The 14,387-nt window shown below is 73.7% G+C and carries 11 protein-coding genes; 10 read left to right on the forward strand and 1 reads right to left on the reverse strand.

The window, feature by feature from the left end; translation table 11 throughout:
* Positions 1 to 98: 98 nt before the first annotated feature.
* From O7622_RS16655 to O7622_RS16690, 8 genes are all read left to right on the forward strand, one after another.
* On the forward strand, positions 99 to 809 hold the full coding sequence (locus O7622_RS16655) for a siderophore-interacting protein (protein ID WP_282309086.1): 711 nt from the start codon (positions 99 to 101) through the stop codon (positions 807 to 809).
* Complete coding sequence (locus O7622_RS16660) at positions 809 to 2,050, forward strand: MFS transporter (RefSeq protein ID WP_282309087.1); 1,242 nt, start codon at positions 809 to 811, stop codon at positions 2,048 to 2,050. Before O7622_RS16655 ends, O7622_RS16660 begins: the two co-directional genes overlap by 1 nt.
* Positions 2,051 to 2,097: 47 nt before the next feature.
* Entirely contained in the window at positions 2,098 to 2,247 is a 150-nt protein-coding gene (locus O7622_RS16665) for a hypothetical protein (RefSeq protein WP_282309088.1), read from the forward strand.
* A gap of 38 nt (positions 2,248 to 2,285) precedes the next feature.
* Positions 2,286 to 3,782, forward strand: coding sequence for an MFS transporter (locus O7622_RS16670; RefSeq protein ID WP_282314157.1), 1,497 nt, complete (start codon positions 2,286 to 2,288; stop codon positions 3,780 to 3,782).
* A gap of 73 nt (positions 3,783 to 3,855) precedes the next feature.
* A complete protein-coding gene (locus O7622_RS16675; protein WP_282309089.1) occupies positions 3,856 to 5,031 on the forward strand; it encodes a siderophore biosynthesis protein in 1,176 nt (391 codons plus the stop codon).
* Positions 5,028 to 6,650 (forward strand): IucA/IucC family siderophore biosynthesis protein, encoded by a 1,623-nt coding sequence (locus O7622_RS16680; RefSeq protein WP_282309090.1) that lies wholly within the window; start codon positions 5,028 to 5,030, stop codon positions 6,648 to 6,650. Before O7622_RS16675 ends, O7622_RS16680 begins: the two co-directional genes overlap by 4 nt.
* Positions 6,647 to 8,242, forward strand: a complete 1,596-nt coding sequence (locus O7622_RS16685) for an IucA/IucC family protein (RefSeq protein WP_282309091.1) — start codon at positions 6,647 to 6,649, stop codon at positions 8,240 to 8,242. Before O7622_RS16680 ends, O7622_RS16685 begins: the two co-directional genes overlap by 4 nt.
* Positions 8,239 to 9,411: an alanine racemase gene (locus O7622_RS16690; protein ID WP_282309092.1), complete on the forward strand. Its 1,173-nt coding sequence runs from the start codon at positions 8,239 to 8,241 to the stop codon at positions 9,409 to 9,411. Before O7622_RS16685 ends, O7622_RS16690 begins: the two co-directional genes overlap by 4 nt.
* A 93-nt stretch (positions 9,412 to 9,504) precedes the next feature.
* Here O7622_RS16690 and O7622_RS16695 read toward each other — a convergent pair whose 3' ends face one another.
* The gene (locus tag O7622_RS16695; RefSeq protein ID WP_282309093.1) at positions 9,505 to 11,931 is read right to left on the reverse strand and encodes a low temperature requirement protein A; all 2,427 of its coding nucleotides are present in this window, start codon (positions 11,929 to 11,931) and stop codon (positions 9,505 to 9,507) included.
* A gap of 206 nt (positions 11,932 to 12,137) precedes the next feature.
* Here O7622_RS16695 and O7622_RS16700 point away from each other — a divergent pair, with 206 nt between their 5' ends.
* Both O7622_RS16700 and O7622_RS16705 read left to right on the forward strand, forming a co-directional pair.
* Entirely contained in the window at positions 12,138 to 12,431 is a 294-nt protein-coding gene (locus O7622_RS16700) for a hypothetical protein (RefSeq protein ID WP_282309094.1), read from the forward strand.
* Positions 12,428 to 14,278 (forward strand): glycoside hydrolase family 15 protein, encoded by a 1,851-nt coding sequence (locus O7622_RS16705; protein ID WP_282309095.1) that lies wholly within the window; start codon positions 12,428 to 12,430, stop codon positions 14,276 to 14,278. The genes O7622_RS16700 and O7622_RS16705 overlap by 4 nt, the downstream gene beginning before the upstream one ends.
* Positions 14,279 to 14,387: the final 109 nt, after the last annotated feature.

A 14,387-nucleotide genomic window follows, 5' to 3' on the forward strand; every position in this document is an offset into this window, starting at 1 on the left:
GGCGAGGGTCGACCGCCGGCCCCCCGGGGCGGTTCCCCCGGATTGGTCAACTTAGGCTACCCTTCCCTAACTGAGGTGGACCTTACCTGGAGGGGCTCGTGAAGCGGAACTGGGAGAGCCTGGTGCTCAAGGCCATGGGGGGCCGGAACTTCCGGCTCACCGTGCTGGGCACCGAGTCGGTTGATGGGCACTACCAGCGCCTGCTCCTTGATGACGGCGGGCTGCTGGCGGCCTGCGGCACGCACCCGACGATGTGGATCCGGCTCTGGTTCGACGACGACGGACGGGCCCACCAGCGGGCCTACACGCTCGTCGACCCTGACCCGGCCACCGGGCGGTTCACACTCGAGTTCGCCGTGCACGAGGGCTGCGCCGCCCGCTGGGCGACCACCGCGCGGGTGGGCGACACCATCGACGCGACCGTACAGGGCAGTGCGTTCGCGCTGCCCGACCCGGCGCCCGAACACCTTTACCTGGTCGGGGACGCCGCCTCGCTGCCGGCGGTCAACAGCCTCCTCGACGCGGGCGCGGACATCCCGGCGACGGTCTGGCTGGAGTACGCCCACGAGGGCGAGAAGGCGCTGACTCTGCGCGCCCGCGCCCACCACGACGTGACATGGGTGCCCCGTCGCGACGACGGCCGGCACCTGGTCGACACCGTCTGCACGGCGCTGCCCGCCGGTGGGACCGCGCACTACTGGGTGGCTTGTGAGGCGGCCAGCACCCGCAGCATCACCCGGCACCTGCGGCGCACGCTCGGTGTCGGCAAGCACCAGCTCACAGCGCTCGCGTACTGGCGTGCCGTTTGATGGGCCGCCTCGGGACGCTCACGGCGCTCTACGTCACGCAGTATCTCGGCATCGGCTTCATCACGGTCGGGCTGACCGCGATCCTGCGCGACGGCGGCACCTCGCTGGACACGCTGGCGCTGCTGCAGGTCGTCGGCCTGATCTGGCCTCTCAAGTTCCTCTGGGCGCCGCTCCTCGACCGCTACGGCTCCCGGCGCCGCGGCCACTACCGCTCCTGGCTGCTGGTGCTCCAGGCCGCGCTGGTGCTGACCCTGCTGGCGCTGCTGCCCTTCTCCCGGCCCGCCGACCAACTGGGCCCGGTCATCGCCATCTGCGCCGCGTTCGTGTTCTTCTCCGCCACCCAGGACATCGCCGTCGACGCGGTCGCGGTGCGGCTGCTGGCCGCGTCGGAGCGGGGCACCGGCAACGGCATCCAGGTGGCGGCCAGCTACCTGGGTAACCTGCTCGGCGGCGGCGCCTGCGTGCTGGTGTACGACCGCTTCGGCTGGGCTGCGGCGGTCGGCTTGCTGGCCGCGCTGACCGCGATCGGGCTGCTTGTGGTGTGGCGGTTCCGGGAGCCGGAGCGCACCGACCGGATCGTGCGCATCGGCGTGGCCTACCGGGCGCTGGTGTCGGTGTTCGGGCAGCCTGGCTGCCGGTGGTGGACCTTCGGCGTGGTGCCGCTGGTCTACGTGGGCGCCGGCATGGCGTACGCGCTGGTGACGCCCGCGCTGGTGGACGCCGGATGGTCGCTGGGCCGGATCGGCGTGGTGACCGGCGTGGTGACCAGCGTGCCGGCGATCGCAGCCGGCCTGATCGCCGGTCTCGGGATCGGCCGCTTCGGGCGTGCCGGTGTGCTGGTGGCCGGCGGGGTCACTCTGGCCTTGTCCACTGTGGCGTTGCTGCCGCTGATGAACGGCCGCGCGCCGCTCGGTGGCACGGTCGCCGCGCTCTGCTTCTTCCTGGCCGCGTACACGATCGCCAACGTGGTGCTCTACACGGTCAACATGGACTACTCCCGGCCGGGCAGTGGCGGCACCGACTTCACGGTGCTGTCGTCGTTCGGGCTGGTCTGCTCGTTCGTGGCCGCCTCGCTCGGGCTCGCCGCCGCCGAGCGGTTCGGCTACCCGGCCGTTGCGCTGGCTTCGCTGGTGCTTGTCGCCGCCGGGGTGGCGGTGGGCGTGACGCACCAGCGCCGGTTCCCGCCGTCAGGGCCGGCGATCCGGGCGGCTCACCCCCGGACAGGCTTGCTCGTCAGTTGAGGCTGCAGCCGCCGCGCATCCTGTCCGCACTACCGCCGGGAAGCCGCATGATTTCCATCGGGAGCCCCACCGGCACCGCGCCCGCCGACACCGGCCGCGCCGCCGCCACCGACGCCGCGTCTGTGGCGACGCAGGCCGCCGGCACCTCGGCCGAACCGCTCACCCGTCTCGGAACGGCGCTGGTGCCGACACCGTGACGCTCGATCCCACGAGCGTCGGCCCGGCACCCGGCGCTCTGCCGAACGCGAGCGCGGGCGGGGCCGCCACGCCACCGGCCGGCGTCCCGCACCGCTGGCTGATCCTGGCGGTGCTCTGCCTGGCCCAGCTCGTGGTGGTGCTGGACAACACGGTGCTGACCGTGGCCGTGCCGGTGCTCACGGTCGAGCTGGACGCGGGCACGGCCGACGTCCAGTGGATGATCAACGCGTACGCGCTGGTGCTGTCCGGGCTGCTGCTGAGTGCCGGCAGCGCCGCCGACCGGTACGGGCGGCGACGGACGCTGCTGGCCGGGCTGGTGCTGTTCGGTCTCGGCTCGACGGCGGCCGGGCTAGCCCGCACTGCCGAGCAGTTGATCGCCGCTCGTGCCGGCATGGGAGTGGGTGGTGCGCTGCTCGCCACCGCCACCCTGGCCGTTGCCATGCAGGTCTTCGACGCCGCCGAGCGGTCCCGGGCGATCGGCATCTGGGCGGCCACCAGTGCGCTGGGCTTCGCCGCCGGGCCGCCGATCGGCGGACTCGTCCTGGCTCACCTGCCCTGGGGTGCGATCTTCCTGTTGAACGTCCCGATCGTGGTGGTCTGTCTGCTCGCCGGCCGGATACTGGTCCCGGAATCGCGGGATCCGACCGCCGGCCGTCTCGACCTCGGCGGGGTGACGTCGTCCACCGCCGGCCTGACCGCGATCGTCTGGGCGATCATCTCCGGTCCCGAGCGCGGATGGGCGTCGGCGCCGGTGCTCGGCGCGGGCACGGCAGGAGTGCTGCTGCTGGTGCTGTTCGTCGGCTGGGAACGGCGGTGCGCCGACCCGATGCTGGACATGCACTTCTTCCGGGACCGCCGCTTCGTCGGCGCGGTCTGCGGCGTCGTGCTGATCACGTTCGGCGCGACCGGGGCGCTGTTTCTGCTCACCCAGCAGCTTCAGTTCGTCCGCGGCTACCCGGCCTGGGAGGCGGGGTTGCGGATGACGCCGTTCGCGTTGTCCATTGTGGCGCTCAACGTCGGCGGCGTGGCCGCGCTGGTGATCCGTCGGCTCGGACTGCCGGCTGCCATCGCGGTCGGCATGACCCTGCTGGCCGGCGGTCTTGCGCTGGTCACGCACGGTCCGTCGGAGGGCTACGGCACGTTGCTGGCAGGGCTGCTGGTCATGGGTACGGGATGCGCGCTGGCGAACCCGGCCATCGTGGAGGCGGTGATGAGCGCGATCCCCACCCACAAGGCTGGTGCCGGGGCCGGTGTGGACGGCACCATGACCGAGGTCGGCAGCAGTTTGGGGGTGGCGGTGCTGGGCGCGGTGCTCAACGCCCGGTTCGGCGCGTTGCTGCCGGCTGCGCTGGCCGGCGCCGGCTCGTTCCCGGCCACGTTGGCCGCCGCCGGCAGGGATCGGGAAGCGGTGACAACCGCCTTCGCCGAGGCGTTGCGGACCGGTCAGACGGTGGGCGCGGTCGCTGTCCTGGTGGGTGGTCTGGTTGCCGCCGCCCTGCTGTGGCGTGCCGACCGGTTGGCGCGCCGAGGCTGACACCCACCGATCCCCATCAAACCAACCATTTAGGGTAGGCTGCCCTAAATGCCCGATCGGTCGAGGAGGTTGGATGCGGCTCTACCTGACCGCGCTGAACCCCACCGACGCCGTCCTGGAGGGCTTCCTCCCGGCGGCGGACGCGCTCGGCCTTCCGGCCACGGTGCTGACCGACCGGCCCGGCGAGTGGCCGGCCGGCGTACCGGTGCGGCACTGCGCGGTCCGCGACCCGGCGGCGGTCGTCGCGGCCACGACCGCCGAATCGCCCGCCGCGCTGCTGTCCAACAGCGACCATCTCCAGGAGGCGACCGCTCTCGCCGCCGGCAAGCTCGGCCTGCCGGGCAAGGACCCGGAGGCGGCCCGGCGCTGCAAGGACAAGGCCGCGATGCGCCGCGCGCTCGCCGCCGCCGGACTGGACCCGGTCCGGGTGGTCACCGTCGACCCGGGCACCACCCCCGCGGTCCCGGCCGACCTCTTCCCCGCCGTGCTCAAGCCCCGCGACGGGGTGGCCAGCGAGGACGCCTACCTCGTGACCGACCGGCGCGAGCTGGCCGCGCGGGTCACCGCGATCCGGCGGCGGCGGCCCGAGGTGGCCCTCGTCATCGAGGAGTACCTGGCCGGCGAGCTGCGCACCTACGACACGCTGGGCGACGGCGGATCGCTGGCGGTGCTGGGCGGCTGGCGCACCGGCCTCGGACCACCGCCGACCTTCACCGAGGTGAGCCTCGACTGGGCGCCTCCACCTCCCGCGCACGACGCCGGGCTCCGCGCGCTGCTCGACGCGCTCGGCGTCGGCTTCGGTGCCTGTCACACCGAGTACGTCGTGCGGCCGGACGGAATCCGGCTGATCGAGGTGAACGACCGGCTCATCGGCGACCGGATGGACCTGATCCTCACCGACCTGCTCGGGGTGCCGCTGTTCGCCCACGTCATCCGCCTGCACCTCGGCGAGCCACTGGCCGCGCTGGGCCTGCCCGACCCGGCCGCGCTCTGCAGGTACGCCCGGGTCGAGTACGTCTGCGCCGACCGGTCCGGCCGGCTCACGGCGGCACCCGGGCCCGTGGACACCGTCCACGACGGCGTACGACTGTCGTGCCGTCCGATGCGGGAGGTGGGCCGGGTCGCCGAGCACGCCGGCACCAACCGCGACTACCTCGCTGCGCTGCACGGCATCGGACCCGACCCCGACACCGTCCGGGCCGCGCTCACCGCGTTCCGGGACGACCTGATCTGGACGATCACCGGATGACCGACGACAGCGAGCGGCAGGTCTTCGTCCGGGTGCTCGACGCGCTGCTGCGCGAGGACCACATCGGCCTGCTCCGGCGCGGCCGGCTCACCGTGACCGGCCGGTGGGAGGTACCGCACGCCGGTGGCTTGCTGCGCATCCCGGTCCGCGCCGACGGTTTCCAGGCGACGCTGCGCTGCGCGACCGCCATGCTCGACGTCCGCGACGCCGACGGCCGTGAACGCCGGGTGGACACCCTCGACGCGCTGCTCGCGCTGCTCGCCCCGGTCGACGACCCGGAGGCCGAGGCCGGCTGGCAGACGTTCACCGCCGAGTGCCACGCCGACCTGAGGGCCCGCCGGCTCGCCACCCTGGCCCGGCCGACGGTGTTCGCCGCCGTGGCCGCCGAACGGGTGACCACGCGGGCCGGCATGCCGGCCGCGCTGCTCGACGACGTGCTCGCCGCGCACGCCGGTCACCCGGTCTACCCGACCGACCGCTGCCGGCACGGTCTCGACGACGACGACCTGATCCGGTACGCCCCGGAGCACGCACCCCGCTTCGCGCTGCGCTGGCACGTCGCGCCCCGGACGGCGGTACGGCTCACCGGTCCGCTGCCGGCGTGGTGGCCGGCCGCGGACCGGACCGGCGACGTGCTGCTGCCGGTGCACCCGCTCACCGCGGCGCGGCACGCGCTGCCGGTGACCGACCGGCCGGTGGTGACCGTGCGGCCCACGCTCTCCATGCGCACTGTGGCGCTCGTAGACGACCCGTACACGCACCTGAAGCTACCGCTGCCCACCGCCACTCTGGGCGCGCGCAACCGGCGCGGCCTGCGGCCGGAAACGCTGGCCGACGGCGCGGCGGTGGCCGGGCTGCTCGACCGGACCGCCGCGGCCGAACCCGCTTTCGCAGGCCGGATCCGGCATGCCGACGAGCGCACCTTCGGTCACGTCGGCGACGACGACCGGCGGGCCTTCCTGCTCCGCCGGTTCCCCCGGGACCTGGCCGGCACCCGGGTGGTGCCGGTGGCGGCCCTCGCCGCGCCGGACCCGGAGTCCGGCACGGTGCTGGAGCGCATCGGCGGCGGCCGTCCACAGGCGGTGCTCGACGCCTACCTGGACCTGCTGCTCGACTGGCACGTCTGCCTGTGGCTCCGGTACGGCGTGGCGCTGGAGGCCCACCCGCAGAACATCCACCTGCTCCTCGCGCCGGACGGGACGATCGGCCTGCTCTACAAGGACGACGACGGTGCCCGCCTCGACCCGCGCCACCGCGGCACTGTGACACTGCGGGACGCACGGATGTGGGTTACCGACCCCGGCGAACTGGCCGACGTGTTCGTCACCATCACCCTGCACCTGGCCGCCGCTGCGCCGCTGCTGGCGCTGGCCGCCCGCGGGGTGCCGGTGCCGACGCCGGCCGCCGCGCTGACCCCGCGGCTCATCGCGGCCCGGGACCGGTGGGGCGACGGGCCGGCGGCGCGGGAGTTCACCGAACGGGTGCTGCGCGCCGAACGGCTGCCGGTCAAGGCGATGATCACCGCTGGCACCCTGCTACCGAAGCAGCGGCTCGGATGCGCCGACGTGAACAAGTTCTACCGGCACACCGGTCCGAACTACCTGCGGGAGACGCGATGACGAGCACCGGACTGCGCCCACGGGCGGCCTGGCACACCCACCCGGCGGACCTGGCCGCCGCTCACGCCGTGTTCGGCTGCTTGGCCCGCGAGGTCGCCACCCCTGCCGGCGACGTCACCGTCACCGGCGACGTGGTGCAGATCTGGCTGCCGTCCACCGGGGTGACGCTACGCTGCACGGCGGTCCGGCTTTCCCCGGTCGGCACGCATCGCTACACCGGTCCAGTGCGACACCGGACCGACGGCGGCCCGTGGAGCGACCTGGACGCCGAAGGGCTGGCCAGGCTGGTCGCCGCGGAGCTGACAGTGCGCACCGGCCACGACAATCCCGAGTTCCTCGACCAGGTGCGGGCCAGCCGGGACACGGTGGCCCACCTGCTGGCCGGCCGGCCGGCCGCCGACCCCACGCCCACCGGCGACCCGGCGGTCGACGCCTACGTGGCGTCCGAGCAGTCGCTCATCCTCGGCCACCCGCACCATCCCACCCCCAAGTGGCGCAGCGGCGACCCGGACGAATGGCAGGCGTACGCGCCGGAACTGCGCACTGCGTTCCGGTTGCACTGGCTGGCCGTGCCGGACGACCTGGTGGCCGAGGCCGGGCCGGTGGACCCGATGCTGGCCGCCCTGGAACCGCCGTGCCCACCGGCCGGGCACCGGGTGCTGCCGGTGCACCCGTGGCAGGTGGCGCTGGTGCCGCCGACGCATCCTCGGGTGCGCCGGCTCGGCCCGGCCGGGGTGCCGGTGCGCCCGACCGCGAGCGTCCGCACGCTCTACTCGCCCGACGCCGACCTGTTCGTCAAGACCAGCCTGCACGTGCGGATCACCAACTGCCTGCGCAAGAACTCCCGGTACGAGCTGACCGCCGCGGTGGCGCTGACCGGGCTGCTCGCCGGGATCCCGCAGTCCGACGGCGTGGCGTTGCTCGCCGAACCCGCGTACCGGACCATCGACGCGGCCGGCGCGGACGAGGCGTACGGGACGATCCTGCGCACCGGCTTGCGCGCCCATCTGCGGCCCGGGCAGACCGCGGTGCTGGCGGCGGCGCTGGCGGCCGCGCCGCTACCCGCGGCCGACCCGGTGGCTTGGTGGCGGCGCTACGTCGGGCTGCTGGTGCCGGCCGTGCTGGGTGCGTGGTTGCGGCACGGCGTGGTGCACGAGCCGCACCTCCAGAACGTCGTCGTGGTGCGCGACGCCGACGGCCGCCCGGCGCGGATGCTGCTGCGCGACCTGGAGGGGGTGAAGCTGGACACCAGCCGGTGGACGAGCTGGCCACGGGGATTGCCCCGGCAGGTCGGGTACGACGCCCGCCAGGCCCGCCGGCGCGTCGTCTACTGCCTGTTCGTCAACCACCTGGCCGGGATCAGCGGCGCTCTCGCCGACGCCCGGCCGGGCATCGAACCGGCCCTGTGGCGGGAGGTGCGGGACGTGGTCGCCGCGGTGGCCGCCGACCTGGACGAACCGCCCGAGCTGCGTGCCCTGCTGGCCGGTGAGCCGCTGGTGGCCAAGGCGAACCTGCTGGTGCGATGGCGGAGAGACGCGGACCGGGCAGCGCCGTTCGTGCCGGTGCCGAACCCGCTCGGTGGTCGCGCGTGACCCGGCCGGTCTATGTCCACGACCTCGATGCGCTGGCCGGGCACGCCCGCGCGATCCGCGCCGCCTTGCCGTCGGAGGTCGAGCTGCTGTACGCGGTGAAGGCGAACCCGGAGCCGGACGTGCTGCGCACGCTGGCGCCGGTCGTCGACGGCTTCGAGACCGCCAGCCGGGGCGAGCTGCGGCGTCTCGCCCAGGTGCTGCCCGAGCGGGCGGCTGCCGCGTACGCCGGTCCGGGCAAGACCGACGCGGATCTGGCCGCGGCACTCGCCGCCGGGGTGGCCCGGATCCACGTGGAGTCCCCGGCCGAGCTGCGCCGCCTCGGCACGCTGGCGGTCTCCGCCGGGGTGCGGGCGCGGGTGCTGCTGCGGGTGAACCTGCCACTGGACGCGCCGGGGGCGAGCCTGGTGATGGGCGGGCGTCCCAGCCCGTTCGGCATGGACCCGGCCGAGGCGGTGGCCTGCGCCCGCCGTCCGCCGGCCGGGATCGAGGTGCGCGGCGTGCACGTCCACCTGGCCAGCGGACTGGACGCGCCGCTCGCAGCAAAGGTGGCGGAGGCAGTGGTCCGCTGGTCGGTCAGCGAGGTCGGGGCCCGGGAGGTGGACGTCGGCGGTGGCATGGCGGTCGACTACGGTGATCCGGCGGCCCGCTTCGACTGGGCCGGCTACGGGCGGGCGCTGGCCGGCGTGTGCGACGGGTACCCGGGGGTGCGGCTTCGCGTCGAGCCGGGCCGGTCGGTCACCGCCTACTGCGGGGCGTACCTGACCGAGGTGATCGACGTGAAGCGCTCCTACGGCGAGTGGTTCGCGGTGGTGGCGGGCGGCACCCACCACCTGCGTACACCGGCGGCCAAGGGCCACGCGCAGCCGTTCACCGTGCACCAGCGGTACAGCGGTGACGGCCCGTGCACCGACGGCGGCCCGGTCACCGTGGTCGGGCAACTGTGCACACCGAAGGACGTGCTGTCCCGCTCGACGCACGCCGGGCCGGTGGGCGTCGGCGACGTGCTGGTGTTCGCCATGGCCGGCGCGTACGCCTGGAACATCAGCCACCGCGACTTCCTGCTGCACGAGCCGCCGGACTTCCGCACCGGCGACCCGCACCGCGTCGCCGCCGAGTGGGGCGGCCGGCCGACGACGGGTCAGGACCCGGCGTGGTCATTCCGCCAGTAGCCGATGAACGCCGACCCGGCCGGCGGCACCCGGCGGTCCGCGGCTCGGTGGAAGATGCGGGGCTACTGCGATCACGGGCAGCGAATGACGCGCTCACGTGCCGGGGGCGGGGTGGCTGTCGAGGCGCGGTCTGGCCGTGCGGGCGAGCAGGTGCACGGACGACAGACTCAGGATGAGCAGGATCAGCGCCTCCCGCACCGGCAGCAGGATGGTCAGCGGAGCAAGCGCGGCGACCAACAGGGTCAGGGCCTGGGGGCGGGTCACGGTACGGCGTGCGCGCCGCCACACGAGGTGGTCGGTCAGCAGGAAGACGATCAGCCCGCACACGAGGATGACCTGCCCGGCCGGCGTCGCCGGGCCGAGCTGCCCGGGTATCGCCAACGATGTGCGCAGGCCGAAGGCGACCAGGACGAGGCCGACGACCAGGAACAGGTGCAGGTACGTGTAGGCGTCCCGGGCCAGAGCACCCCGTTGCCGCGGCGTGGTCAACTCGGCGAACCGTTCGCCGATGACGACGTCGGTGCCGACGTAGGTCCACCAGAGGGCGGACAGCAGGAGAGCGCCGAGTGCTACGCACAGGAGCGCGGGTCCGGAGGCGGATAGGCCGGCGACGGCCATTCCGGTGGAGATCACCGCTTGGCCGAGCGCGATGAGGATGATCAGGTTGTAGCGGCCCATCCACCTGCTCACCTGACCGAGCTGCCAGTTGCGGGCTCCGGTGAGATAGCCGCTGCTCAGGTCGACGGCGATGCCGGCCACCCAGAGCGCCGTGCTCAGGGGTGCCGCCGGACCGGTGACACCGCCGGCGAGCACGGCGCCCACCAGCAGTACGGCGGCGACACACGTCGGCGCGACGGCGCGTATCACGGCTGTGGGTAGCGCGGTGTCTCGCCGGAGCGGGATCCAGAGCGCGGCGAGTTGCAGGACGCGCACCGCCACGTACGTGAGGACGACGATCGCGGGACCGGGCAACCCTCCGGGCACGTGACTGAACGCCTGTGGCGTGGCGATCCCGAGCATCAGGGTCAGGGTCACCTCCGCGAGCACGATCAACCGCCGGACGTTCGCCGACCCGCGAACCACAGTCGTGTACCAGGTGTGGTTGATCCAGGACCACCAGAGCAGGGCGAGGACGGCCAGCCCGTGGAACACGCCGGTCGCCCCCGGGTGCCGGGTCATGAGGACAGTGACCTGGATGAACGCGTACACGAACACGAGGTCCAGGAACAGGTCCTCCGGGGTGGCCTCGACCTCGCGCCCGGCCGTCACGGCGACCACCCGGTGCAGGCCGCGGTGACGCTTCCGGAGCACCGTCACATGCGCGAGCACCACGCAGACCAGGCCCCCGGCGAGGATCCCGAGCGATGCCACGGCCTCCACCGTGCGGGCCACCGGCGCCAGCAGCGCGACCAGGGCGATGCCGAGTAGCGGACCCCGGCCGATTCGCCGGACCATGCGCCACTCGAACGCCACCAACCCGAGCAGGTACAGGACGACCCCGCCGTAGAGGCTGAACAGAGCCGGAGCGTCCCACTTCTTCGCGGTGTCGGCCTCGGTGGCGCCCAGCGCGTGCTTGAGCCCGAACGCCACCAGGATGAGCCCGGCGATCATCGGCAGGTGCAGGAGGGTGTACGCGTCGCGGGCCAGCCGGGACCGGGCGTGGTGGGGGACGGACTCCAGCGTCTGCTCCGCGTCGAGCGCCGCGATGTCGAAGTACGCCCACCAGAGGAACGCCACGACGAGGAGCGCGAGCCCGGAACCGGCGAGCACGGACCAGGTGATCGCGGGTGTGCCGGCGAACCCCCGGCTCGTGCCGATCGAGATGATCGTCTCGCCCAACGCGATCAGCATGATCAGGTTGTGCCGCTCTGCCCAGTGCCGCACCGACCTGAGCTGCCAACTGCCGGTGCCGGGAGCGCGCAGCCCGACGTAGTCGACGGCGGTCGCCACCGCGAAGAGCAGGATCTGCAGCAGCCCGGCGCTGCGTCCGGGTGCGAGGTGGCCGGGCAGCAGCGCCCCGCACAGCAGCAGGACGGCGCTGGCGGCCAGGGGCAGCCAGGCCTGCCGGGCGGGCGCGGTCGACTGCTGCGTCGAGCGTCGCTGGCTCAGCATGATGATCAGCAGCGACACGGCTCGAATGGTCAGGAAGCCGACGACGAAGACGAGAGGCGCGGAGAGCCCGCCGTGCCGGTCGACGAACACCTCCGGAATCGCGACGGCGACCAGCAGGAGCACGGTCGCCACCATGAACATGACGATCGGCAGGACCCCGTGGTCGAGCCGGACCAGGTTTCCGACCCAGGCGTACCCGGCCCAACTGCGCCACAGCAGCAGGAGCACGAGCCCACCCTGGACCAGCGCGTCGAAGGCCGAACGCTCGGCCATGAGGCCGGTGACGTTGATGAAGGCGAAGACGAACACCAGGTCGAGGAAGAGCTCGGCCCGCGTCACCCCGCCGTGCGTCGCGACCCGGGCGCGCCGGCCGCCCGCCCCGGCCGCCTGGTCCCCTCCGCTGGTCACCCGACCACTGTTGCAACCTCTCATGCCGCCGACAGGTGAATCCGCGACCGCGCGACGGCCTCGGCGTGGAGCGAGTCCCGCCGGTCCACCGTGCCGCGGCGGCCCATCCCGTCGCGTCCCCTCCCCGCGCTGCGGGTCCGGCACGGTTACCCACCGCCGACGTGGGTACTCCCGCTGCACCTCGACGCCGAACGCGGGAGGAACGCATGCCGGCCCACGGCTACCACGCCTCACATCAGCGGTTCCCGCCGGGTGAGTCGCGGCGGCTGGTCGGGGCCGCCGGACAGGCCGGGTTCACGCGTGCCATGTGCTCGGACCACTTCGCTCCGTTCGGCGCGGAACAGGGGCAGTCGGGGTTCGCCCGGTCTTGGCTGGGCGCCGCGCCGGCCCGGACCGGCCTGCCGCCGGGTGTGGTCGACGCACCGGGCCAGCGGGCGGTGCGGCGGGTGGTCGGGGCGTACCGGGACGGCGGCGCCCGGGTTCTGCCGGAGCTGGCATGAGTTTCCCGCCGATCGACACGTACGCCTTCCTGTCGGACACTCACACGACGGCGCTGGTCGGGCCGGACGGCGCGGTCGAGTGGCTCTGCGTGCCCGACGCGGCCGGCGATGCCGTCCTGGCCGGGCTGCTGGACCGGGATGTGGGCGGCCGCTTCACCCTCGCCGTCCGGGGCTGCCCGACGCCGTCGCGCTGTTATCCACCGGGGACGCTGGTCCTGGAGAACCGCTGGACCGGTCCGGACGGCGTCGCGACCGGTCACGACCTGCTCGCGGTATGGCCGGGAGACCCGGACCGGCCGATCTACGCCGAGCGGGCGCTGCTGCGCCGGCTCCGGGTCTCCTCCGGCACGCTGCGGGTCCGGGCGGAGCTGACCCCCCGCCCCGGTTACGGGGCGCGCCCGGTCCGCTGGGAGCGGCGTGATGGCGGCTGGCACGCGGTTGGCACCCCGCTTTGCCTGGTCACCGACCTGCCCGTCACACCCGATGGCGGCACCCTGGTCGCCGAGGCGGAGCTGCGGGCCGGCCAGAGCGCGACCCTGTTGCTCGGCTACGCCGACCGGGTGCCGGATCTCGCCGACGCCGACCGGCTGCACGACCGGACCTTCGCCACCTGGCGGAACTGGTCGGCGCGCGGCGACTACACCGGCTTCGCGGCCGACGCGGTGCGGCACAGCGCCCTGGTGTTGCGCGGCCTGTCGTTCGACGAGACCGGCGCGCTCCTCGCCGCACCGACCACCTCGCTGCCCGAAGAGATCGGCGGCGTGCGCAACTGGGACTACCGCTTCACCTGGCACCGGGACGCGGCGCTGCTGCTGCTCGCGCTGTTCCGCCTGGGCCACGCGGAGGAGGGCCGCCGCTATCTGCACTTCCTGCTCGGGCTCTGCGCCCGCCAGCACCCGCTCGCCCCGCTCGTCGGTATCCACGGAGGCGACGCCGGCGAGGAACGCCAGCTGACCCACCTGTCCGGGTACGCGGGATCCGCACCCGTGCGGATCGGCAACGAGGCGGCCGACCAGATCCAGTTCGACACCTACGGGCACGTGCTCGACGCCGCGCTGGCGTACCAGCAGCTCACCGGCGAGCTGACCGGGGCGCATTGGTCGCTGCTGCGCCGGCACGTTGAGACGATGGCCGACCGGTGGCGCGAGCCGGACCACGGCGTGTGGGAGATCCGCGGCCCGTGCCGGCACTACGTCAACTCCAAGGTGATGAGCTGGGTCTGCCTGGACCGCGGCATCCGCCTCGCCACGTTGCTCGGCGACCGGGACGCGCCAGTGGACCGGTGGCGGCGGGAGTGCGACGCGCTGCGCAGCGAGATCCTCGACCGGGGCTACGACGAACGGGTCGGCAGCTTCGTCATGGCGTACGGCTCGACCGAACTGGACGCGGCCGTGCTGCGTATGCCGTTGGTCGGGTTCCTGCCCGGCGACGACCCGCGGATGCTCGCCACCGTCGAACGGATCCGCACCGACCTCGCGGTGGGCCCCGCGCTGATCCGCCGCTACCGGGTCGACGACGGGCTGCCCGGCGAGGAGGGCGCGTTCCTGCTCTGCTCCTTCGAGCTGGTCTCCGCCCTCGTACTGGCCGGTCGGCACGCCGACGCGCGTGAGACCTTCGACCGACTCGCCGGGCTGGCGGGGCCGCTCGGCCTCTATTCCGAAGAGCGGAGCACAGACGGGACCGCGCTCGGCAACCACCCGCAGGCGTTCACCCACTTGGCGCTGATCGAAGCGGCGCTGAACCTCGACGCCGCCGCCGACCGGGACGCCCTGCACGCCTGGGCCGAACGGTCGGGACCGGCCAGCACCGAGGGTACATCCCCGAGATACGTCGAAGAGGGTGGTTGAGCTGCGTCACGGCCCAGACATCGGCGTGGCCCGGCCACCCGCTGCGCCGAGCGCGCATCTCTCTACCGGCGAGCCTCGTCCTGATCTCCGCCGTCATCCGACTCCCACG

The sequence above is a fragment of the Micromonospora sp. WMMD1076 genome (assembly GCF_029581475.1).
In the GTDB taxonomy this organism is placed as follows: Bacteria; Actinomycetota; Actinomycetes; order Mycobacteriales; family Micromonosporaceae; genus Micromonospora; species Micromonospora aurantiaca.